Here is a 23948-nt window from a genome sequence, read left to right as displayed (position 1 = left end):
CGCATGAGACACGACGCCGGCCCTACCCGTCACCGCAGCAAGATTGGTTGAATCTCGATGACCAACGCCAACGACGACAAGCTTCGCGACTATCTCAAGCGGGCCACGGCCGACCTCCAGCAGACCCGGCGTCGCCTCCGTGAGGTCGAGGCCCGCGACCATGAGCCGATCGCGATCGTGGGCATGGCGTGCCGCTACCCCGGGGGCGCCACCACCCCCGAGGACCTGTGGCGGCTGGTGGACGAGGGGCAGGACGTCATCGCGGGGTTCCCCACCGACCGCGGCTGGGACGTCGACGACCTCTACGACCCGGTTCCGGGAACCCCGGGCAAGACCTACGCGCGCGAGGGCGGGTTCCTCTACGACGCGGCGGAGTTCGACGCCGACTTCTTCAGCATCAGCCCGCGCGAGGCCAAAGAGAGCGACCCGCAGCAGCGGCTGCTCCTGGAGACCTCCTGGGAGGCCTTCGAACGGGCCGGGATCGACCCCACCCAACTCAAGGGCAGCCCCACCGGCGTGTTCGCCGGGCTCGTCTACCACGACTACGCGGCCAGCACCACGCGCGGCGCCGTCGTCTCCGGGCGCGTCTCCTACACCCTCGGCCTGGAGGGTCCGGCGGTCACGGTCGACACGGCGTGCTCGTCATCGCTGGTCGCCCTGCACTTGGCGGCGCAGTCGCTGCGTCGGGGCGAGACGTCGCTGGCGCTGGCCGGGGGCGTCACCGTCATCGCCACCCCCGAGACCTTCGTGTGGTTCAGCGAGCAGCGCGGACTCTCCCCGGACGGGCGGTGCAGGGCCTTCGACGCGGCGGCCGACGGCACCGGCTGGGGCGAGGGCGCCGGGATGCTGCTGCTGGAGCGGCTGTCCGACGCCAAGAAGAACGGCCACCCGGTGCTCGCGCTTCTGCGCGGCAGCGCGATCAACCAGGACGGCGCCAGCAACGGCCTGACCGCCCCCAACGGCCCCTCCCAGATGCGGGTGATCGAGCAGGCGCTGGCCGATGCCCAGATCTCGGCCGAACACGTCGACGTGGTGGAGGCGCACGGCACCGGGACGACGCTCGGCGACCCGATCGAGGCGCAGGCGCTGCTGGCCACCTACGGCAAGAAGCGCCCCGAGGACGGCCGCCCGTTGTGGCTGGGGTCCATCAAGTCGAACTTCGGTCACACGCAGGCGGCGGCGGGCGTGGCCGGTGTGATCAAGATGGTCATGGCCATGCGCAACGGCCGACTGCCCAAGACGCTGCACGTGGACGAGCCGTCGCCGCAGGTCGAATGGACGGCCGGGGCGGTCGAGCTGCTGGCCGAGCCGGTCGAGTGGCCGGAGAACGGGCACCCGCGCCGCGCCGGTGTCTCGTCCTTCGGCGCCAGCGGTACCAACTCCCACGTCATCCTGGAGCAGGCGCCCGCGGCCGAGGAGGGCGAGGCGGCCGAGACCGCCGCTGACACCGGCGAGGACGGCGCCACCGCGTCGGCGCCGACCCCCGGCCCGGCCCTGCCGGTCGTTCCGTGGATGCTCTCCGCCCGGACCCCGCAAGCGCTGCAGGCGCAGGCGGCCAAGCTCGGCGAGCGCGCGGACCTGACGCAGGAGGCCGACCCGGCCGACGTCGGGCACGCGCTGCTCACGACGCGTGCGGCGTTCGACCACCGCGCGGTGGTCGTCGGCGGCGATCGCGCGTCCCTCACCGAAGGCCTGGCCGCCCTGGCCGGAGGGGAACCCGCCCCCAACCTGGTGCGCGGTACGGCGCTGAGTGACCCGCGCATGGTGTTCGTGTTCCCCGGTCAGGGCTCGCAGTGGGTCGGCATGGCCGTCGACCTCCTCGACTCCTCCCCGGCATTCGCTGAGCGGATGGCCGAGTGTGCCCGCGCCCTCAAGGCCTACGTGGACTGGGACCTGATCGACGTGGTGCGGGGCGAGCCGGGCGCACCGACGTTCGACGCCGTCGACGTCGTGCAGCCGGTGCTGTGGGCCGTGATGGTCTCGCTGGCCGAGGTGTGGCGGTCCTTCGGGGTCCGGCCCGACGCGGTCGTCGGCCACTCCCAGGGCGAGATCGCGGCCGCCTGCGTCGCCGGTGCCCTCACCCTCGACGACGGTGCCAAGGTCGTGGCCCTGCGCAGCCAGATCATCGCCGAGAAGCTCGCGGGCAAGGGCGGCATGGTCTCGGTCTCCGCGCCGATCGCGCGCGTGCGCGAGCTGGTCGAGGGCTGGGACGGGCGCATCCAGATCGCCGTGGAGAACGGCCCCGGGACGGTCGTGGTGTGCGGCGAGGTCGAAACGCTCGACGGGTTCCTCGCGCAGATGGAGGAGGAAGGGATCCGCGCGCGCCGCGTGAAGGTGGACTACGCCTCGCACTCGGTGTTCGTGGAGGAGATCCGCGACGACCTGCTCAAGGCGCTGGAGGGGGTGCGCCCCCAGCCCTGCGACACCGCCTTCTACTCGACGGTGACCGGCGGGCTGCTGGACACCTCCGAGCTGGGCGCCGAGTACTGGTACACCAACCTCCGCTCGACCGTGCGCTTCGAGGAAGTCGTCCGGGGCCTGTTGGAGAAGGGCTTCGGCGCCTTCATCGAGTCGAGTGCGCACCCGGTGCTGACCATGAGCATCGACGAGTCCGTGGAGGCCGCCGGGGCGGCGGCAGCGACCATCGGATCGCTGCGCCGCGACGAGGGCGGCCTGGACCAGTTCGCCCTCTCCCTCGCTGAGGCGCACGTCAACGGTGTGCCGGTGGACTGGGACCCGGCCTTTGCTGGTCGCTCCGGTGCGCGCGTGGACCTGCCGACCTACGCCTTCCAGCGCGAGCACTACTGGCTCGACTCGGTCGGCGGCCAGGGCGGCGACGTCCGATCGGTCGGCCTGGGCTCGGCGGACCACCCGCTGCTCGGCGCGGCGGTCAGCCTCGCCGGATCCGACAGCTCGGTGCTGACCGGCCGACTCGCGGTGCGGTCGCAGCCATGGCTGGCCGACCACCGGGTCGGGGAGACCATCCTGTTCCCGGGAATCGGCTTCGTGGAACTGGCGATCCGCGCCGGTGACGAGGTCGGCTGCGGTGCGCTGGAGGAGCTGACCCTGGAGGCGCCGCTGGTGCTGCCCGAGCGCGGGGGTGTCTCGCTCCAGGTCGTGGTCGGCGGACCGGACGCGTCGGGCAGTCGGACCGTCGACGTGTACTCGCGTCCCGACGACGAGGACGCGGTGGACGTGCCGTGGACGCGGCACGCCACTGGACTGGTGACCTCGGACGGAAGCGGGCACGGCGGCGCGCAGCTGGTCGAGTGGCCGCCGGCCGACGCCACCCCGCTCGCCGTTGACGGCGCCTATGAGCGGCTGGCGGAGAACGGGTATGGCTATGGGCCGGTGTTCCAGGGGCTGCGGGCCGCCTGGCAGCGCGGCGACGAACTGTTCGCCGAGGTCGAGCTGGCCGATTCGGCGCAGAACGACGCGGCGAGGTTCGGTCTGCACCCGGCCCTCCTCGACGCCGCGATGCACGTCATCGCGCTGACCGGGAGCACCGGGGGCGGCGAGGTCATGCTGCCGTTCGCCTGGTCGGGCGTCGACCTGCACGCGGCCGGTGCGACCGCCCTGCGGGTCCGCGTCGACCGGACCCGCGACGACGTGCTGAAACTGGACATCGCTGACCCGACCGGCGCCCCCGTGGTGTCGGTGGAGTCGCTGGCGCTGCGGTCGATCTCCGAGGCGCAGCTGAGCGCCGCCCAGTCGACCTTCCACGACGCGCTCTTCCAGGTGGAGTGGCCCACGCTGCCGGTCACAGCGGCCGGTGGCGACCCGGTCGCGCACGTTGCCTGGGACGCGATCGAGGACGGGGACGAGATCCCCAGCCTCGTCCTGCTCCCGAGCGGCGGCGGATCCACACCCGAGGAGGTGCGGACGGCGACGCATCGGGTGCTGGGCGTGCTGCAGGAGTGGCTCGCAGAGGAACGGTTCGCCGACGCGCGCCTGGTCGTGGCGACGCGTGGCGCCGTGGCGGTGGACCCGGAGGAACGGGTCACCGACCTGGCCGGTGCGGCTATGTGGGGTCTGGTGCGCTCCGCACAGACCGAGAACCCGGGCCGGGTCGTGCTCGTGGACCTGGACGCGAACGACGAGACGACCGACCTCGCCGACGTCCTCCCGGGGATCGCCGCGGCGGGAGAGTCGCAGATCGCGGTGCGCAGATCGGCCCTGCACACCGCCCGCCTGACCCGCGTCCCGGTTTCGGCAGAGGCTGCAGACGGCACTGGGCCCAGCGACGCGTTCGGCACCAACGGGACGGTGTTGCTCACCGGAGCCACCGGCATGATCGGATCGCAGGTTGCCAAGCACCTGGCCACCGAGCACGGTGTGCGGCGCCTGCTGCTGACCAGCCGTCGGGGCATGGACGCGCCGGGTGCCGCTGACCTGAAGGAGGAGCTGGCGGGGCTGGGCGCCGAGGTGGAGATCGCCGCCTGCGACGCGGCCGACCGTGACGCGCTGGCGGCGCTTCTCGACGGCATCCCGGACGAGCACCCGCTCACCGGCGTCGTGCACGCGGCCGGTGTACTGGACGACGGCGTGATCGCTTCACTCACCCCGGAGCGGATCGACGCGGTTATGCGTCCCAAGGTGGATGCGGCGTGGAACCTGCACGAGCTGACGCAGGACCTCGACCTGTCGGCGTTCGTCCTGTTCTCGTCGGCGGCGGGTGTCATCGGGTCGCCGGGGCAGGGCAACTATGCCGCCGCCAACGCCTTCCTCGACGCGCTCATCGCCCGCCGCCGCGCCGACGGGCTCCCGGGCCAGTCGCTGGCATGGGGTCTGTGGGCGCAGAGCAGCGAGATGACCGGGCAGCTGGACGACACCGACAAGTCCCGCATCTCGCAGGGGGGCGTGGTGCCCCTGACCTGCGACGAGGGCATGGCGCTCTTCGGCACCGCGACGCGTCTGGCCACGCCGTCCGTGCTTGTTCCGATGCGGCTGGACCTCAAGGCCCTGAGTAGCGGCGGCGCGGTGGCGGACCTGTTCCGCGGTCTGGTGCGCACGCCCGCGCGGCGGACCGCGAACCGCGCGGCTGGTGCCGCCTCGCTGCAGGAGCGCCTGGCCAGGATCCCGGAGGCCGACCGCGAAGCCGCCGTGCTGGAGATTGTGCTCAAGCAGGTCGCCTCGGTCGTCGGCCTCAGCTCGGCCGCGTCCGTCGACCCGCAGCGGGCCTTCGCCGACCTCGGCTTCGACTCGCTGATGGCGGTGGAGCTGCGCAACGGACTCAAGGACGAGATCGGGCTGCGCCTGCCCGCCACGCTGATCTTCGACTACCCGACGCCGGTGCGCGTCGCCCAGCACATCCTCACCGAGGTCTCGGGGAAGGTCGACGAGGCCGTCCCGAGCCGACCGGTCTCCGCGCAGCTCGACGACGACCCGATCGTCATCGTCGGCATGAGCTGCCGCTTCCCCGGCGGTGTCGCCTCACCCGAGGACCTGTGGCGGCTGGTCGAGGAAGGCCGGGACGCCGTCTCCGCGTTCCCGGAGGACCGCGGTTGGGGTGCCGACCTCTACGACCCCGAACCGGGCGCGCCGGGCAAGGTCTACACACGCGAGGGCGGTTTCCTCTACGACGCGGCCGACTTCGACCCCGCGTTCTTCAACATCAGCCCGAACGAGGCGCTGTACATGGACCCGCAGCAGCGGCTGCTGCTGGAGGCGTCGTGGGAGGCGTTCGAGAGCGCGGGCATCGACCCGGGCGCGCTCCAGGGCAGCCCAACCGGTGTGTTCGCCGGGATGATGTACCACGACTACGCAGCCAACGCCGCGACCGGCGGCATCGCCTCCGGCCGCGTCTCCTACACCTTCGGGTTGGAGGGGCCGGCGGTCACGGTCGACACCGCGTGCTCGTCCTCGCTGGTCGCGCTGCACTGGGCGATCCAGTCGCTGCGGTCGGGCGAGTGCTCGCTGGCGCTGGCCGGGGGCGTGGCGGTCATGGCGACGCCCGAGGTCTTCGTCGAGTTCGCCAGCCAGCGGGGCCTGTCGCCGGACGGCCGGTGCAAGTCGTTCGCCGGTTCGGCGGACGGGGCCGGGTGGTCCGAAGGTGTGGGCATGCTCGTCGTGGAGCGGCTGAGTGATGCGAAGAAGAATGGCCACGCGGTCCTGGCGGTCGTGCGCGGCAGCGCGGTCAACCAGGACGGCGCGTCCAACGGACTGACCGCCCCGAACGGTCCCTCACAGAGGCGCGTGATCCGGCAGGCGCTTGCCGGTGCTGGGCTGTCTGCGGGCGAGGTCGATGTGGTGGAGGCGCACGGGACCGGGACGACGCTGGGCGACCCGATCGAGGCGCAGGCGCTGATGGCGACCTACGGGCAGGAACGGCCGGAGAGCGGCGAGCCGCTGTGGCTCGGGTCGATCAAGTCGAACATCGGGCACGCGCAGGCCGCGGCGGGCGTGGCCGGGGCCATCAAGATGATCGAGGCCATCCGGCGCGGGCAGCTGCCGAAGACGCTGCATGTCGATGAGCCGACGCCGCAGGTGGACTGGTCTGAGGGCGCGGTGGAGCTGCTCACCGAGCAGCGGGAGTGGCCGGAGAACGGCCACCCGCGGCGTGCCGGGATCTCGTCGTTCGGGATCAGCGGCACCAACGCCCACGTCATCCTGGAGCAGGCGCCGAGCGAGCACGCGTCGGCGGCCCGCGACGAGACGCCGGAGGGCGAGGCGGCCGGAGATGTCGTATCGGGCGAGGAGGCGCCCCTGCCGGTGACGCCGTGGGTGCTGTCGGGCCGGAGCGCGAAGGCACTGCGCGCCCAGGCCGAGCGGCTGAAGGCGTTCGTGTCGGAACGGGACGAGCTCACCGGCATCGACGTCGCGTACTCACTGGCTACGACGCGCGTGCCGTTGGAGCACCGCGCGGCGGTCGTCGGCGCCGACCGCGAGGAGCTGCTGCGCGGCCTGGACACGGTCATCTCCGGTGAGACCCGCCCCAACGTCGTCGAGGGGACGGCGCGAGACGGCAAGATCGCCTTCCTGTTCTCCGGTCAGGGCGCGCAGCGTCTGGGTATGGGTCGGGAGCTGTACGCGGCCTTCCCGGTGTTCGCTGAGGCGTTCGATGCCGTGGTGGCGGGGCTGGACGCACACCTTGACCGTCCGCTGAAGGAGATCGTCTGGGCCGAGGAGGGGTCGGATGCGGCCGAGCTGCTGAACCAGACGGCTTATACCCAGACGGCGCTGTTCGCGATCGAGGTGGCGCTGTTCCGGCTGGTCGAGTCGTGGGGGATCCGGCCGGATTTCCTGGCTGGTCACTCGATCGGTGAGCTGGCCGCCGCCCACGTAGCGGGCGTCCTGTCCCTGGAGGACGCGTGTGCGCTCGTCGCGGCGCGCGGTCGGTTGATGCAGAAGCTTCCGTCCGGGGGCGCGATGGTCGCGATCCAGACGACAGAAGAGGCGGTCACATCGGAGCTGGCGGGCCTGGAAGCCAAGGTCAGCATCGCGGCGATCAACGGCCCGTCCTCGGTCGTGGTGTCCGGCGAGGAAGACGCCGTTTTCCAGATCGCCGAGCGCTTCAAGGAGCAGGGTCGCAAGACCAGCCGTCTGACGGTCTCGCACGCGTTCCACTCCCCGCTGATGGAGCCGATGCTGGACGAGTTCCGTGCGGTCGCCGAGCGGCTCACCTACGGGACCCCCACCATCCCGATCGTCTCCAACCTGACCGGCGCCCCGGCCCCTTCCGTTGATCTCGGGGATATCGGGGTAAAAAACGGCGCTGAGACCCCAATATCTCCGAGATCAACGGTGGATGTGGGCTCGGCGGAGTATTGGGTGCGACACGTCCGCGAGGCTGTGCGGTTCGCCGACGGCGTCCGCGCCCTGGAGTCGGAAGGCGTCACTACCTTCCTCGAACTCGGGCCGGACGGCGTCCTCACCGGCATGGCACGCGGCTGCGTCGAATCCGACAGCGCGGTACTGGCTCCTGCGGTTCGCAAGAACCGTCCCGAGGCCGTCGCGCTGGTCACCGCACTCGGCACCCTGCACGTCAGCGGCGTCGCCGTCGACTGGACGCAGGTGTTCGCCGGGACGGGCGCGAAGCGCGTGGACCTGCCCACCTACGCCTTCCAGCACGAGCGGTACTGGATGGATTCGGTCGGCGGCAAGGGCGGCGATGTCCGCTCGGTCGGTCTGGGTTCGGCCGACCACCCGCTGCTGGGTGCGGCCGTGCGCCTGGCAGGGTCCGACGGGGTGGTCCTCTCCGGGCGGCTGTCGGTCGGCACACAGCCGTGGCTGGCCGACCACACGGTGGCCGGGTCGGTGCTGTTCCCCGGCACCGGCTTCGTGGAGCTGGCGGTCCGCGCCGGTGACGAGGTCGGTTGCGGTGCGCTGGAGGAGCTGACCCTGGAGGCGCCGCTGGTGCTGCCCGAGCGGGGCGGCGTCGCGCTGCAGGTCGTGGTCGGCGAGCCGGGCGAGTCAGGATCGCGCTCGATCAACATCTACTCGCACGGCGAAGAGGAGTCAGCGGAGGAGCCGTGGACTCGGCACGCCACCGGTGTCATTGGCTCGTCTACGGGAACGCCCGCGTTCGACCTGGTGGCCTGGCCACCGAGGGGCGCCGAGCCGATCGACCTGGACGGCTTTTACGCCGGTCTGGCCGCCGATGGCCTCGACTACGGCCCGCTGTTCCGGGGGCTGCGCGCCGCCTGGCGCGCGGGGGACGAAATCTTCGCCGAGGTCGCCCTGCCCGAAGAAGCGCAGGACGAAGCCGCCCAGTTCGGCCTGCACCCCGCCGCGCTCGACGCGGCGCTGCACGCCGTCGCGCTGACCGGGAGCACCGAGGGTGTGGTACTGCCGTTCGCCTGGACGGGCGTTGAACTGCACGCGGCAGGCGCATCAAGCCTGCGCGTCCGGGTGTGCCCGGCCCGCGATGGCGAGGTGGAGCTGCAGATCGCGGACCCGGCTGGGGGCGCGGCGGCCACCGTGGAGTCGCTTGTGCTGCGGCCGATCTCCCCCGAGCAGCTGGCCGCCGCCCGGACAGCCGTCCACGACTCGCTGTTCCGTCTGGACTGGTCACCCGTCCGTGTGGGCGCGGCGGAGGCCGCCTCCTGGGCGGTGCTCGGTTCCACGGGTACAGAGCTTGTCGAGGCTCTGGGCGACAAGACCCGGAACATCGACGACCTCGGCGCCGCACGGGACACCGACGTTGTACTGCTGCCGTGCGACGGCGGCGGCTCCGAACCGGAGGCCGTCCGGGCGGTGACGCATCAGGTCCTGGGCGTGCTGCAGTCGTGGCTGGCCGAGGACAGGTTCGCCGACGCGCGCCTGGTCGTGGTGACGCGCGGAGCGGTCGCGGTCGGCGCGGACGAGGACGCGACCGACCTGGCCGGGGCTGCGCTCTGGGGTCTGGTGCGATCCGCACAGGCGGAGAACCCCGAGCGGATCGTGATCGTGGATCTGGATGAGGGAGCCGACACCGCGCAGCGGCTGGCGGCGGTCCTCGCCTCCGGCGAGCCGCAGGTCGCGGTGCGCGGATCGGCGATCCTCACGCCCCGACTGGCCAGGGTGCCCGTGGGGCAGGAAGCACCGGATGGCGTCGCCACCGGCACCGTGCTGGTCACCGGCGCAACCGGGACCCTGGGTGCGCTCGTCGCCAAGCACCTCGTCGCTGAGCGTGGGGTGCGGCGCCTGCTGCTGACCAGCCGTCGGGGCATGGACGCGCCGGGTGCCGCTGACCTGAAGGAGGAGCTGGCGGGGCTGGGCGCCGAGGTGGAGATCGCCGCCTGCGACGCGGCCGACCGTGACGCGCTGGCGGCGCTTCTCGACGGCATCCCGGACGAGCACCCGCTCACCGGCGTCGTGCACGCGGCCGGTGTACTGGACGACGGCGTGATCGCTTCACTCACCCCGGAGCGGATCGACGCGGTTATGCGTCCCAAGGTGGATGCGGCGTGGAACCTGCACGAGCTGACGCAGGACCTCGACCTGTCGGCGTTCGTCCTGTTCTCGTCGGCGGCGGGTGTCATCGGGTCGCCGGGGCAGGGCAACTATGCCGCCGCTAACGCCTTCCTCGACGCCTTGGCCGCCCACCGGCGGGCACAGGGTCGGGTCGGCCACTCGCTGGCCTGGGGCCTGTGGGCGAGCGCCGCCGGTATGGCCGGGGACCTGAGCGACGCCGACGTGCAGCGGCTGAGCCGTTCCGGTGTCGACGCGCTCGCCGTCGACGAGGGGCTGGCCCTGTTCGACACCGCCACCGGACTGGCCGAGCCAGTGCTTCTGCCCATGCGGTTGAACGTCAGCGCGCTGGCCGCCAGCGCCGGGGACGTCTCCGCCATCCCGGGTGTGTTCCGCGGCCTGGTGCGAACGCCAGCGCGGCGCACCGCCGAGGCCGGATCGGGCGCGGCTGCGGCCACGTTCAAGCAGCGCCTGGCGGGGCTGTCGCGGGACGAGCGCGGCACCGTGCTGCTGGACCTCGTCCGGGGCCAGGCGGCGGCGATCCTGGGGCACTCCGGACCGGAGGCGGTGGAACCGGACTGGGCCTTCAGCGACCTGGGCTTCGACTCGCTGACGGCGGTCGAGTTCCGCAACCAGATCAACGCGGCCACGGGGCTCCGCCTCCCGGCCACGCTGATCTTCGACTACCCCAGCTCCCAGGTGCTGGCCGACCACCTCGTGGCCGAACTGGCACCGCAGGACGACGGTGACAGCGGCGCGGGGTCCAGCGAGGACCGGATTCGCGTGGCACTGCAGGCGATCCCGCTTGACCGGCTGCGCGAGGCCGGGCTGATGGACAGCCTGCTCGAACTGGCCGGGATCACCGACGTCGATGGCCCGCAGGCTGCGGACGAGGGGGACGGCGACGGTGCCGACTCCATCGACGACATCGACGAAATGGACGCCGAGAGCCTGATCAGCATGGTGCTGGACGGCTCCGACGATTCCGATGACTCCGACGACGACGCGACGCGGGAAGCGTGACACTGCGATGGCCGATGCCAAGGACAAGAAGCTGGTTGACGCGCTCCGGACTTCTCTCAAGGAGAACGAGCGGCTGCGCGCGCAGAACAAGAAACTCACGGCCGCGTCGCGGGAGCCGATCGCGATCGTCGGGATGAGCTGCCGCTTTCCGGGCGGGGTGGAGTCCCCCGAGGACCTGTGGCGGTTGGTCGAGGAGGGGCGGGACGCGGTCTCCGAGTTCCCGGAGGACCGCGGCTGGCCAGCCGACCTCTACGACCCCGACGCGACGCGGCCGGATACCAGCTACTCGCGCGAGGGCGGTTTCCTCTACGAGGCGCCCGACTTCGACGCCGACTTCTTCGGGATCAGCCCCAACGAGGCGCTGATCATGGACCCGCAGCAGCGGCTGCTGCTGGAGGCGTCGTGGGAGGCGTTCGAACGGGCGGGCATCGACCCGGGGACGCTCAAGGGCAGTGCGACCGGTGTGTTCGCCGGGATGATGTACCACGACTACCCGGCCAACGCGAGTACGGGCGCCATCGCCTCGGGGCGCGTGGCCTACGCGCTCGGGTTGGAGGGTCCGGCGGTCACGGTCGACACGGCATGTTCGTCCTCGCTGGTCGGCCTGCACTGGGCCGTGCAGGCGCTGCGGGCCGGTGAGTGCTCGTTGGCGCTGGCCGGCGGGGTGACCGTGATGGCGACGCCTGAGACGTTCATCGAGTTCAGTCGGCAGCGCGGGCTCGCGCCGGACGGCCGGTGCAAGTCTTTCGCGGGGGCCGCCGACGGCACCGGCTGGGGCGAGGGCGTCGGCATGCTGCTCGTGGAGCGGCTGAGCGACGCGAAGAAGAACGGACATCCGGTCCTGGCGATCGTGCGTGGCAGCGCGCTCAACCAGGACGGCGCCAGCAACGGGCTGACCGCGCCCAACGGGCCGTCGCAGATCCGTGTCATCCGGCAGGCGCTGGCCAACGCCCAGGTGTCGGCGGAGCACGTCGATGCGGTGGAGGCGCATGGGACCGGGACGACGCTGGGCGACCCGATCGAGGCGCAGGCGCTGCTCGCGACCTACGGTCGCGACCGGGGTGACGACCGCCCGCTGTGGTTGGGGTCGATCAAGTCGAACATGGGCCACACGCAGGCGGCGGCGGGCGTAGCCGGGGTCATCAAGATGGTCATGGCCATGCGGAACGGCGTGCTGCCCAAGACGCTGCATGTGGACGAGCCGTCGCCGCAGGTGGACTGGGACTCGGGCGCGGTGGAGCTGTTGACCGAGGCGCGGCCGTGGCCTGAGGTCGACCGGCCGCGCCGTGCGGCCGTGTCGTCGTTCGGGATCAGCGGCACGAACGCCCACGTCATCCTGGAAGCTCCGGGGGAGACGCCAGCCGAGCCGGAACCGGCGGCCACGACGACCACGCCAGTGGTGCCCTGGGTGCTCTCGGGCAAGAGCGCCGACGCGCTGCGTGGGCAGGCCGAACGGCTTCGGGACTATGCCGCGGACCGACCCGATGTGTCGCCCTTGGACATCGGCTACTCGCTGGCTGCGACGCGCGCGGCGATGAAGCACCGCGCCGTGGTCGTCGGCGCGGACCACGAGGAGTTGCTGCGCGGCCTCGACGCCGTCGCCTCCGAGGGGAACGCGCCGGGGGTGGCGCGGGGCGCCGTGAGCAGAGGAAAGACCGCGTTCCTGTTCTCTGGGCAGGGCGCGCAGCGGCTGGGGATGGGTCGGGAGCTGTACGCGGCCTTCCCGGTGTTCGCCGAAGTCTTCGACGCTGTGGTGGCCGGACTGGATCAGCACCTCGACCGGCCGCTGAAAGACGTCATCTGGGCCGAAGAAGGCGCGAAGGACTCCGGGCTACTCAACCAGACGGCCTTCACCCAGACGGCGCTGTTCGCCATCGAAGTGGCGCTGTTCCGCCTCGTCGAATCCTGGGGCATTACGCCGGACTACCTGGCCGGCCACTCGATCGGTGAGCTGGCCGCCGCCCACGTCTCCGGGGTTCTCAGCCTGGAGGACGCGTGCGCGCTGGTCGCGGCGCGCGGTCGCCTCATGCAGGCGCTTCCGCCCGGCGGCGCCATGGTCGCCATCCAGGCCACCGAGGAGGAGGCCGCTCCGGAGCTGGTGGGCCTGGAAGACAGGGTGAGTATCGCCGCGATCAACGGCCCGTCTTCGGTCGTGGTCTCCGGCGAGAAAGAAGTGGTCTTCCAGGTCGCCGAGCGTTTCAAGGAGCAGGGTCGTAAGACGAGCCGTCTGACGGTCTCGCACGCGTTCCACTCGCCGCTGGTGGAGCCGATGCTGGAGGAGTTCCGCGAGGTCGCCGAGCGCCTGACCTACAGCGCCCCCACGATCCCGGTCGTCTCCAACGTGACCGGTGCTCTCCTGCCGTCCGCCCCGTCCCCTTCCGTTGATCTCGGGGATAGTGGGGTAAAAAGTGGCGCTGAGACCCCAATATCTCCGAGATCAACGGTCGATGTGGGGTCGGCGGCGTACTGGGTACGACATGTGCGCGAGGCCGTGCGGTTCGCCGACGGCATCGAGGCCCTGGAGGCCGAGGGCGTCACCCGCTTCCTGGAACTGGGGCCGGACGGTGTCCTCACCGGAATGGCGCAGGCCTGCGTGGAATCCGCGAACGCTCTCCTGGTCCCGGCAGCGCGAAAGGACCGGGACGAGGTGACCGCCCTGTTCACGGCCGTCGGCGCACTGTACGCCGACGGCGTGGCCGTGGACTGGAGCGCGGCCTTCGCGGGCCGCGGTGCCAAGCGCGTCGATCTCCCCACCTATGCCTTCCAGCGTCGGCGCTTCTGGCTGGAGGACCCGGCGCTGGGCGGGGACCCGGCCGGGTTGGGGCTGGAGGCCGCCGACCACCCCCTCCTCGGCGCGGTGGCCTTCGCTCCCGATGACAGTGGCGAGACGGTCCTGACCGGCCGCATCTCGGGGGAGTCGCCTTCGTGGCTGGGCGATCATGTCGTCGCCGAGACGATGCTGTTCCCCGGCACGGGGTTCGTGGAGCTGGCGATCCACGCCGGTGTCGAGGTCGGCTGCGGCCGCGTGGAGGAGCTGGCCCTGGAGGCGCCGCTCGCACTCCCCGAGACCGGAGGCGTAGCGGTCCGTGTCGTGGTCGGTGCGGCGGACGACGCCGCGTCCCGGTCACTGCACATCTACTCCCGTCCGGACGGAGCCCCGGCCGACGTGCCTTGGACGCGCCACGCGTCCGGAACCCTTGGGCCGGACAAGCTCCCGGCGGACAGCGCACTGACCGTGTGGCCGCCGGAGGACGCCCAGGCAGTCGACCTGGAGGGCTTCTACCCGAGGCTGGCCGAGAGGGGCCTGACCTACGGTCCGGTGTTCCAGGGACTCACCGCCGCCTGGCGGCGCGGAGACGAGATCTTCGCCGAGGTCACCCTGCCCGAAGGCGCCGAGGGCGAGGCCGCCCGGTTCGGGCTGCACCCGGCCGCACTCGACGCCGCCCTACACACCATCTCCCTCATGGACGGGAACGAGGAGCGGCCCCTCCTGCCGGTGGCGTGGAACGGCGTCACCCTGCACGCGACCGGTGCCGGCGCGATCCACGTTCGTCTGCGCCCGAGCGGGGACAACACCGTCGCGCTGGACGTCGCGGACCCGTCCGGTGAACCGGTGGCGTCCGTGGAGTCGCTGGTGCTGCGGCCCCTCTCTCCCGAAGCGCTCGGTGCCGCCGCCTCCGGATACCAGGAGTCGCTGTTCCAGATTGAGTGGAAGCCCCTGACGGCGAGCGCCGCGGCAACACCAATCGACCTGGAGAACTGCGCACTCATCGGCGGCGACCCCTTCGGCGCCGTAGACCCGGACAGCGTTCCCGTGTTCGCGGACCTCGACGCGCTGGGCTCGGCGATTGACGAGGGGAGCGCCGCACCAGAACTGGTGCTCTACCCAATCGAATCGGCTACGGACCTGGACCCCGTCAGCATTCGTGCGATGGTGTCGTCGGCTTTGCGGGTGATCCAGTCCTGGCTGGCCGATGGGCGATTCGCCGCGCCCCGGTTGGTGCTGCTGACCTGCGTCGCGGCCGAGGAGGAGAGCGCGGACGTGACCGACCTCGCCGGGGCCGCGGTTCGCGGCCTGGCGCGTTCGGCGCAAGCGGAGAACCCCGGCCGATTCGCACTCCTGGACGTGGATGAGGCGCCGTCCACTCCTGCCGCGGTTCCTGGAGCACTGGCCGTGACCGTGAACGAATCCGAGATCGCCGTGCGTGCGGGCGAGGTCCGCGTGCCGCGCCTCGCCCGGGTCCCGGTCGTTGCCGACGCCGACGCCGATGCCTCGGCCTTCGCCAACGCGGAGACGGCCGACGGAACGGTGCTGATCACCGGCGGGACAGGCGGTCTGGGAGCGCTGGTCGCCGAGCACCTGGTCACTGCCCACGGTGTGCGGCACCTGCTGCTGACGAGCCGACGCGGCCTGGAGGCGCCCGGCGCGACCGAGCTTGTGGAACGCCTGACCGGCCTGGGAGCCGAGGTCACGGTGGCCGCCTGCGACGTGTCCGACCGGGAGGCACTGTCCGACATGCTGGCGGCGATCCCGGCCGAGCACCCGCTGACTGGGGTCGTGCACACGGCCGGTGTGCTGGACGACGGCGTGATCCCCTCCCTCACCCCGGAAAGCATGGACACGGTGCTGCGCCCGAAGGTGGACGCCGCCTGGCATCTGCACGAGCTGACCCGCGACCTCGACCTGTCGGCGTTCGTCGTCTTCTCGTCGGCCGCCGGTGTGCTCGGAAGCCCGGGGCAGGGCAACTACGCGGCCGCGAACTCGTTCGTGGACGCGCTGGCCGCACACCGCCGGGCTCAGGGTCTGGCCGGGCAGTCCCTGGCGTGGGGCCTGTGGGCGCGGTCCAGCGGCATGACCGGCGCTCTCGACGACGTCGACCGCTCACGCATCTCGCAGGGTGGTGTGCTTCCGCTCTCCGACGCCGAGGGGCTGGAACTCCTCGACGCTGCTGCGGCCTCGGGAGAGGCGGTCCTCGTCCCGATGGGCATCGACCTCACGGCCATGGCCTCGGCGGGGGACCGCCTCCCCGACCTCTTCCGCGGTCTGGTGCGGACGCGCTTGCGCAGATCGGCTGGGGGCGCCAGGACCGACGCGGCGTCGCTGCGCAAGCGGCTGGCCGGGCTCCCGGAGGCGGAGCGCGAGAGCGCCTTGCTGGAGACCGTTCGCGGCTTCGCCGCCACGGCGCTCGGGCACAGCGGCCCCGAGGACGTTGACCCGGACCGTGACTTCCTCGAATCCGGCTTTGACTCGCTCACCGCGATGGAGCTGCGCAACAACCTGAACGCCGCCACTGGGCTGAGCCTGCCGCCGATGGTGGTCTTCGACAACAAGAACCCCACCGACCTCGCCCGCTACGTCCTCGGTGAACTTGCGACACAGCTGGACGGTGCCGCGAACGGTGACGTGAAGCCGTCGGACACGGCGATGTCGGGAGAGGACCGGTCGGACACCCTGCACGACCTGTTCCAGAACGCCGTGCTGTCCGGACGGATGCAGAAGGGCCTGTCCCTGCTGCGCGCGGTCGCCGACATACGCCCGGAGTTTGAGACGGCCGAGCAGCTGGAGGAGCCGATCAGGGCGGTGCGGCTGGCGGACGGGCCGAAGCGCCCCCGGCTGATCTGTCTCGCCACCCCCATGGCGACCGGCGGCGTGCACCAGTTCGCCCGCCTGGTTCCGCCGTTCCGAGGCGAGCGGCCGGTGGCGGCGCTGCCGCTACCGGGCTTCGGGCGGGGCGAACCGCTGCCGACCTCGCTGGGCGGCGTCCTCGAAGCGATCGCGGACAGCGTCCTGGAGGCGGCGGAAGGCGAGCCCTACGTGCTGCTGGGCTACTCGTCAGGCGGCCTCGTGGCCCAGGCCCTCGCCGCGCACCTGGAGGATCAGGGGAAACAGCGGCCGGAGGGGGTCATCATGCTCGACACCTACCAGGTGGACGACTCCGGCAAGGCCGACCTGTTCGAAGACCTGATCGGTGGGCTGTACACCAAGGAGTCGAACTTCGGGCGGTTCGACAGCGCACGCCTCTCCGGCATGATCCGCTACATCGACCTGCTGCTCGGCGACTTCAAGGTCCGGCGGATCGAGACCCCCGTCATGTTCGTCGGCGCGAGCGAGTGGTTCAGCGACGCGAAGTCGAACGAGCGAGCGGAGCCGCCGATGCCACCCGCCGAAGGCCGACCCGCGTCGGCGGCGGAGCCGAGCGAGGAGGCTGAGCGCGCGGATGGTAGCGACGCGGCGGACGGCGAGGACTGGCAGGCGACCTGGGACGGAGCCGCCGCCACGGTGCGCGTCCCGGGTAACCACTTCACGATCGTGGAGCAGGACGCGGCGACGACCGCCCAGGCCATTGAGGAATGGCTCGGGACTCTCGAACGATGATCATGAAATGATCATCTACTGAGAGGGGGAGGTGTCGGATTTCCGACATATCCCCCTCTTTTTGTGCGTGGTTTCAATTGTCCCAAATTAAATTATTTTCATTGTTTTCGATCACCCCTATGATGCGATCTGGCCTTCATTGTTGGCGGTGCTCTTCGCTGCCGTATTCAGCCTGGATGGTGTGGGTGAACGACGAAAAGAAGCTCCTCGACTACCTCAGGCGGACAACCGCTGACCTGCGCAATGCGCGCAAGCGGGTCGTCGAGGCGGAGCAACGGGAGCGGGAACCAATCGCGATCATCGGGATGAGCTGCCGTTTTCCAGGCGGAGTGGAATCTCCCGAGGATTTGTGGCGGTTGGTGGACGAGGGGAGAGACGTTGTTGGCGACTTCCCTGATGGCCGGGGATGGGACCTGGCTGGACTCTACGACCCTGAGCCCGGAAAGTCCGGAAAGTGCTACGTGAACCAAGGTGCGTTCCTCTACGACGCAGCTGATTTCGACGCGGACTTCTTCGGCATCAGTCCACGCGAGGCCAAAGACTGCGACCCGCAGCAGCGATTGCTGCTGGAGTCGGCGTGGGAGGCGATCGAGAGCGCCGGAATCGACCCGACCACGCTCAAAGGCAGCCCCACCGGCGTATTCGCGGGTGTGATGTACCACGACTACGGTCTCGGAAACACCACCGGCAGCATCGTTTCCGGGCGGGTCTCCTACACCCTCGGTCTGGAGGGTCCTTCGGTCTCCGTCGACACAGCCTGCTCCTCAGCGCTGGTCGGGCTGCACATGGCCGCGCAGTCGCTGCGCAGGCAGGAGTGCACGCTGGCCCTGGTCGGCGGCGTGACGGTGATGGCTACCCCGGACGCCTTCCTCTACTTCAGCGAGCTGCGGGGCCTCGCCCCCGACGGCCGGTGTAAGTCGTTCGCCGGTGGGGCGGACGGCGCCGGTTGGGGGGAGGGTGTCGGCACCCTGCTCGTCGAGCGGCTGTCCGACGCGGAGAAGAACGGACACCCCATCCTCGCGGTGGTGCGCGGGAGCGCGCTCAACCAGGACGGCGCCAGTAGCGGCCTGACCGCGCCGCATGGCCCGTCCCAGGTGCGGGTGATCGAGCAGGCATTGGCCGACGCACGGCTGTCGCCGGAACACGTCGACGCGGTCGAGGCGCATGGGACCGGGACAGCGCTGGGCGACCCGATCGAGGCGCAGGCGCTGATCTCCACCTACGGGAAAGACCGACCGGCGGACCATCCCCTCTGGATCGGGTCGATCAAGTCGAACATGGGACACACTCAGGCGGTCGCAGGCATCGCCGGGGTCATCAAGATGGTCATGGCGATGCGCAACGACAGGCTGCCCAAGACGCTGCACGTCGATGAACCTTCGCCGCAGATCGAGTGGTCCGAGGGCGGCATCGGGCTGCTGACCGAGCCGGTCGCGTGGCCCCGGACGGGGGAACCGCGCCGGGCGGCGGTGTCCTCGTTCGGCATCAGCGGCACCAACGCCCACGTGATCCTGGAGGAGGCACCAGAACCAGAAGCAGAGCCCGAGGAATCACCCGGGATCGGCGCCCCCGAATCGATGTCGGCCGCGTCGCAAGCAGTGCCCTGGGTGATCTCCGGCAAGACCCCCGAGGCGCTTCGTGCGCAGGCGAGCAAGCTGCACGGCTACCTGGAGGCTCGGCCGGAGCGGGACGCGGACGTGGCGGCCGTGGGGTACTCGTTGGCCACCTCCCGGACCGCATTCGACCACCGCGCCGTCGTGATCGGGACCGACCGGGACGAGCTCATGCAAGGGCTGGCCGCGCTGGCCCAGGGCGAGCCCGCCACCAACGTCGTCCAGGGCACGTGCGCGGCAGAGGCGCCGCAGGTCGTGTTCGTGTTCCCGGGCCAGGGATCGCAGTGGGCCGGGATGGCCGTCGGGCTGCTCGACTCCTCGCCCGTGTTCGCCCAGCGTATGGGGGAGTGTGCCCGCGCGCTGAAGCCGTTCGTGGACTGGGATCTGTTCGAAGTCCTGCGTGGAGAGTCGGGCGCGCCCACCCTCGACTCGGTCGACGTCGTGCAGCCGGTGCTGTGGGCGGTCATGGTCTCGCTGGCGGAGCTGTGGCGCTCCTATGGGGTCGAGCCGTCGGCGGTGGTGGGACACTCCCAGGGCGAGATCGCGGCGGCGTGCGTTGCCGGCGCTCTCTCCCTAGACGACGGCGCCCGCGTGGCGTGTCTGCGCAGCCAGATCATCGCCGGGCGGCTGGCCGGGAAGGGCGGCATGGCCTCGGTGGTGGCGCCGGTCGCGCGGGTGCGCGATCTGGTGTCAGCCTGGGGCGGACGCATCCAGGTCGCGGCGGAGAACGGTCCAAGCTTGGTGGCGGTCAGCGGTGACGGGGACCTGCTTGACGAGCTCATCCAGCGACTGCAGGAGGAGGGCATCCGCGCCCGGCGTATCGACGTGGACTACGCGTCGCACTCGGTGCTCGTGGAGGAGGCCCGTGACGACCTGCTGAAGGCGTTCGAGGGGGTGAGCACGCGCTCGTCGGACATCGCCTTCCACTCGACGGTGACTGGCGGACGCCTGGACACGGCGGAACTCGACGCGGAGTACTGGTACACCAACGTCCGCTCGACGGTCCGCTTCGAGGAGACCGTGCGTGGCCTGCTCGACGCGGGCGCCGGGGCGTTCGTCGAGGTCAGTGCACACCCTGTGCTCACTATGGGCCTGGACCAATCCATCGGCGCGGAGGGAGCGTCGGCCGCGACGGTGGAGACGCTGCGCCGCGACGAGGACAGCACGACCCGATTCGCGACGTCGCTGGCTGAGGCGTATGTGCGCGGTGTACCCGTGGACTGGGGGAGGGCATTCGCCGGGTCGCGCGCCCGGCGGGTGGACCTGCCCACGTACGCGTTCCAGCGCGAGCGGTACTGGATGGACGCGACCGGCCCGCGTACCGGGGGAGCGAGAATGATGGCGGGCGCGACCGCCGGCCTGGACCCGGTGGACCACCCCGTTCTGAGCGCCGCCATGCCCGCACCTGACACGGGTGGAGTGGTGCTGTCGGGGCGTGTGGCGCGTGGGTCGCACCGGTGGCTCGCCGACCACGCGGTCGGCGACACGGTCCTGTACCCCGGCACCGGATTCGTGGAGCTGGCGATCCGTGCCGGTGACGAGGTGGGCTGCGGGGTTCTGAAGGAGCTGACCCTGGAGGCGCCGCTGGTGCTGCCGGAACAGGGCGGCGTCGTGCTCCAGGTGGTGGTCGGCGGCCGGGACGAGTCCGGGACCCGGTCGCTGAGCATCTACTCGCACGCCGAAAACGGACCGAGGGACGAGGCTTGGACCCGGCACGCCACCGGGACGGTGACGGACGCGGTGGCTGGGCACAACGGAGCCGACCTCACCGACTGGCCCCCGGCTGACGCCACGTCGCTCGCAGTGGACGGCGCCTATGAGCACCTGGCAGAGAACGGCTACGGCTACGGCCCGATGTTCCGAGGCCTGCGCGCGGCCTGGAAACGCGGCGACGAACTCTTCGCCGAGGTCGCCCTGCCCGATGAGGCCCAGGCGGACGCCGCCCGCTTCGGCGTGCACCCGGCACTGCTGGACTCAGCACTACACGTGGCACTCCTCCCAGAAGACGAAGCCGAGGGCAACGGGACGGTCTTTCTCCCGTTCGGCTGGAACGGGGTGTCCCTGCACGCGGTGGGCGCTACGGAACTGCGCGTGCGACTGGCCTCGGCGCCCGAAGGAGGCGCGGAACTAACCGTGGCCGACACGACCGGCGAGCCCGTGCTGTCGGTGGACTCCCTGGTCGTACGCCCGGTCCCGGCCGAGCAGCTGAAGGCGTCTACCCAGAGTTCACACGAATCCCTCTACCAGCTGAAGTGGAACCCCGCCCCGGCACTGAGCCGTTCTACTCCCGTCAACCAGGACATGGCCACCATCGGCTCTGACGCGCTCGGCCTCGGTGACGACGCCGACCACTTCACGGACGTTGCGGAGCTGGCGACCGCAATCAAGAACGGCCGAGAAGCGCCCGATACCGTCGTTGCCCGGGTTGCTCCGGCGCCCGGCAACTTGCCGGACGCAGCGCACTCGGCCGCCTGTGAGGCCCTGGACCTCCTCCAAACCTGGCTCGCCCACGACCAACTCACCTCGCCCCGCCTGATGGTCGTGACCGACGGGGCGGTGGCCGTCGGCAGCGACGAAGAGAGTTCGAACCTCAGCTTGTCGCCGGTGTGGGGACTCGTCCGCTCGGCCCAGGCGGAGAACCCTGGCCGGATCACGCTGGTGGATGCGGACACCACCAGTGAGGAGGGGCTGGCCGACCTCCAGGGTGCCGTTGCGGCATCGGACGAACCCCAGGTTGCATTGCGTTCCGGTACTGCGTGGGTCCCCAGGCTGGCCAGGGCGATCGCATCCGACGCAGCGGACCAGGCCGACACCTGGGATCCCGAGGGCACCGTGCTGATCACTGGCGGGACCGGTGGGCTCAGCGCGCTCGCGGCCAAGCATCTGATCACCGAGCACGGGGTTCGGCACCTGCTGCTGGCCAGCCGTCGCGGCCCGCACGCCCCTGGAGCCGTCGAACTCCACAGCGAACTCGTCCGCCTCGGCGCGACCGTAACCATCGCCGCCTGCGATGTCTCCGACCGGACGGCGCTGTCCGACCTGTTGGAAACGATCCCGGCCGAGCACCCGCTGACCGGCGTCGTGCACACGGCGGGTGTGCTGGACGACGGCGTCATCGGGTCGTTGACCGCCGAACGCCTGGCCAAGGTGCTGCGCCCCAAGGTAGACGCGGCCTGGAACCTGCACGACCTGACTCGCGACCTCGACCTTTCGGCGTTCGTTCTGTTCTCCTCCGCCGCTGGTGTGCTGGGCAACCCCGGCCAGGGAAACTACGCGGCGGCCAACGCCTTCCTCGACGCACTTGCCGAGCACCGGCGCTCCCTCGGCCTGCCCGGCCGGTCAATGGCGTGGGGTCTGTGGGCGCACTCCAGCGGCCTGACTGAGGGACTCGGCGGCGCCGACACGTCCAGGATCTCCCAGGGCGGAGTCCTCCCGCTGTCCGACGCCGAGGGCTTGGAGCTGTTCGACGCTGCCACGAACGTGGAGTCGCCCCTATCGATCCCGGTCCGGCTGGATCTGGAATCACTGGCAGCTAGCGGCGACCTGCCACCGCTCTTCCAAGGCCTGGTGCGCCGCCCCAAACGGCGGGTCGTCAGCGGTCAGGCCGACGTGGACTCGCTGCGCGACCGCCTCGCCGGGCAACCTCGGGAGCGGATCGAGACCGAGATCCTGGAACTGGTGCGCACCCACGTGGCAGCGGTTCTCGGGCACGGCGGCCCCGAGGACATCGACCCGGAGCGGAATTTCTTCGAATCGGGCTTCGATTCGCTCACCGTGATGGAGCTGCGCAACGGCCTGAGCACCGCGACGGGAATGGCCCTGCCGCAGATGGTCGTGTTCGACAACGCCAACTCGGCGGCGCTCGCCCGGCAGATCGCCGCGCTGCTGGTGGGCGAACTGGACGACGGTGCGGCTGGTGACCCGACCGAGACCGAGGAAGTGGACGACCTCCATGCCCGACTGCGTGACGCGGTTCTTTCCGGCGACGCGGAGAAGGGCCTCGCGATGCTCAGGGTGGCCGCAGAGGAGCGGCCGAAGTTCACCTCCCCCGACGACCTGGCGGAAATCCCCGCTCCGGTGCAGCTGGCCGAAGGCGTCAAGTATCCCCGGTTGATCTGCGTCAGCACGCCCATGGCCACCGGCGGCGTGCACCAGTTCAGCCGCCTGGTCACCCACCTTCGCGGGGTGCGGCACATCTCGGCGGTCCCGGTACCTGGGTTCGCACATGGGGAGAAGGTCCCGGCCACGGGCAGGTGCGCGCTGGAGACGATCGCGGAGAGCGTCCTGCGCGCGGCTGATGGGCAGCCGTTCGCGCTGCTCGGCTACTCCTCGGGCGGCCTCCTCGCTCAGGCGGTGGCCGGCCATCTCCAAAAGGAAAGAGCGATCCACCCGGCCGGGGTCGTCATGCTCGACACCTACCCGATCAAGGGCCGTACCGGAGCGCCCATCTTCGAGCGTCTCATCGGTGGCCTCTTCGATCGGGAGGCGACCTATGGCTGGTTTGACGCCACCCGCCTGACCGGCCAGGCCGCCTACATGAACCTGCTCCTCGACATGGACACCGAGGCGTCCAAGGCACCCGTCTTCTTTGTCGGCGCGGAAGACTCCTTCGACCCCACCCCCGACGACTCCACCCCCGCCGACTGGGCTGCCACCTGGGAATCCGCCACCCGTACCCGCCGCGTGCCGGGCGACCACTTCACCATGGTCGAAGATCACGCCGAGACCACGGCCCACGCGGTCGAGGAATGGCTGATGACCCTGAGGCAGGGCGCTCAGGTGGTGCCCGGACTCATGTAAGGGCGGACGAGCGCGGGCTGGTCCGAGTCATGGCGCTTGTTCCAGCACCCAATGTCCTCGCCGGGGTAGTCGAAATCGACCCACAGGCTCAGCGGGACCCGGCTCCACGCGTAGCGGCGAGGGTCGCCGTACTCCTGTAGCCGTCGGCGGAGGAGGCCTTCCACGGGACTGGGCTGCCAGTCGTGGATCCTCCTCCGTCGACGCGGCGGTTCGGAGCGCAACACGCGGACTATCACCTCGGCGAT

The 23948-nt window shown here is 70.9% G+C and carries 4 protein-coding genes; 3 read left to right on the top strand and 1 reads right to left on the bottom strand.

From position 1 onward, the window contains the following. The first annotated feature begins 57 nt into the window (after positions 1 to 57). From CDO52_RS23380 to CDO52_RS23370, 3 genes are all read left to right on the top strand, one after another. Complete coding sequence (locus tag CDO52_RS23380; protein WP_094932705.1) at positions 58 to 10914, top strand: type I polyketide synthase; 10857 nt, start codon at positions 58 to 60, stop codon at positions 10912 to 10914. 7 nt (positions 10915 to 10921) lie between these two features. Further along, the gene (locus CDO52_RS23375) at positions 10922 to 17290 is read left to right on the top strand and encodes a type I polyketide synthase (RefSeq protein ID WP_094932704.1); all 6369 of its coding nucleotides are present in this window, start codon (positions 10922 to 10924) and stop codon (positions 17288 to 17290) included. Between the two features lie 185 nt (positions 17291 to 17475). Further along, positions 17476 to 23703 (top strand): type I polyketide synthase, encoded by a 6228-nt coding sequence (locus tag CDO52_RS23370; protein WP_232524296.1) that lies wholly within the window; start codon positions 17476 to 17478, stop codon positions 23701 to 23703. Here the strand turns inward: CDO52_RS23370 and CDO52_RS23365 are convergent. After that, positions 23679 to 23927, bottom strand: a complete 249-nt coding sequence (locus tag CDO52_RS23365) for a hypothetical protein (protein ID WP_152471836.1) — start codon at positions 23925 to 23927, stop codon at positions 23679 to 23681. The genes CDO52_RS23370 and CDO52_RS23365 overlap by 25 nt on opposite strands. Positions 23928 to 23948: the final 21 nt, after the last annotated feature.

The sequence above is a fragment of the Nocardiopsis gilva YIM 90087 genome, assembly GCF_002263495.1.
Lineage (GTDB): Bacteria > Actinomycetota > Actinomycetes > Streptosporangiales > Streptosporangiaceae > Nocardiopsis_C > Nocardiopsis_C gilva.
The sequence above is the reverse complement of the archived record's forward strand: the minus strand, read 5'-3'. Positions and strand labels throughout refer to the sequence as shown.

Coding starts and splice junctions, on each gene's coding strand:
- CDO52_RS23380 (WP_094932705.1), top strand. CDS start 58: ATGACCAACGCCAACGACGACAAGCTTCGCGACTATCTCAAGCGGGCC.
- CDO52_RS23375 (WP_094932704.1), top strand. CDS start 10,922: ATGGCCGATGCCAAGGACAAGAAGCTGGTTGACGCGCTCCGGACTTCT.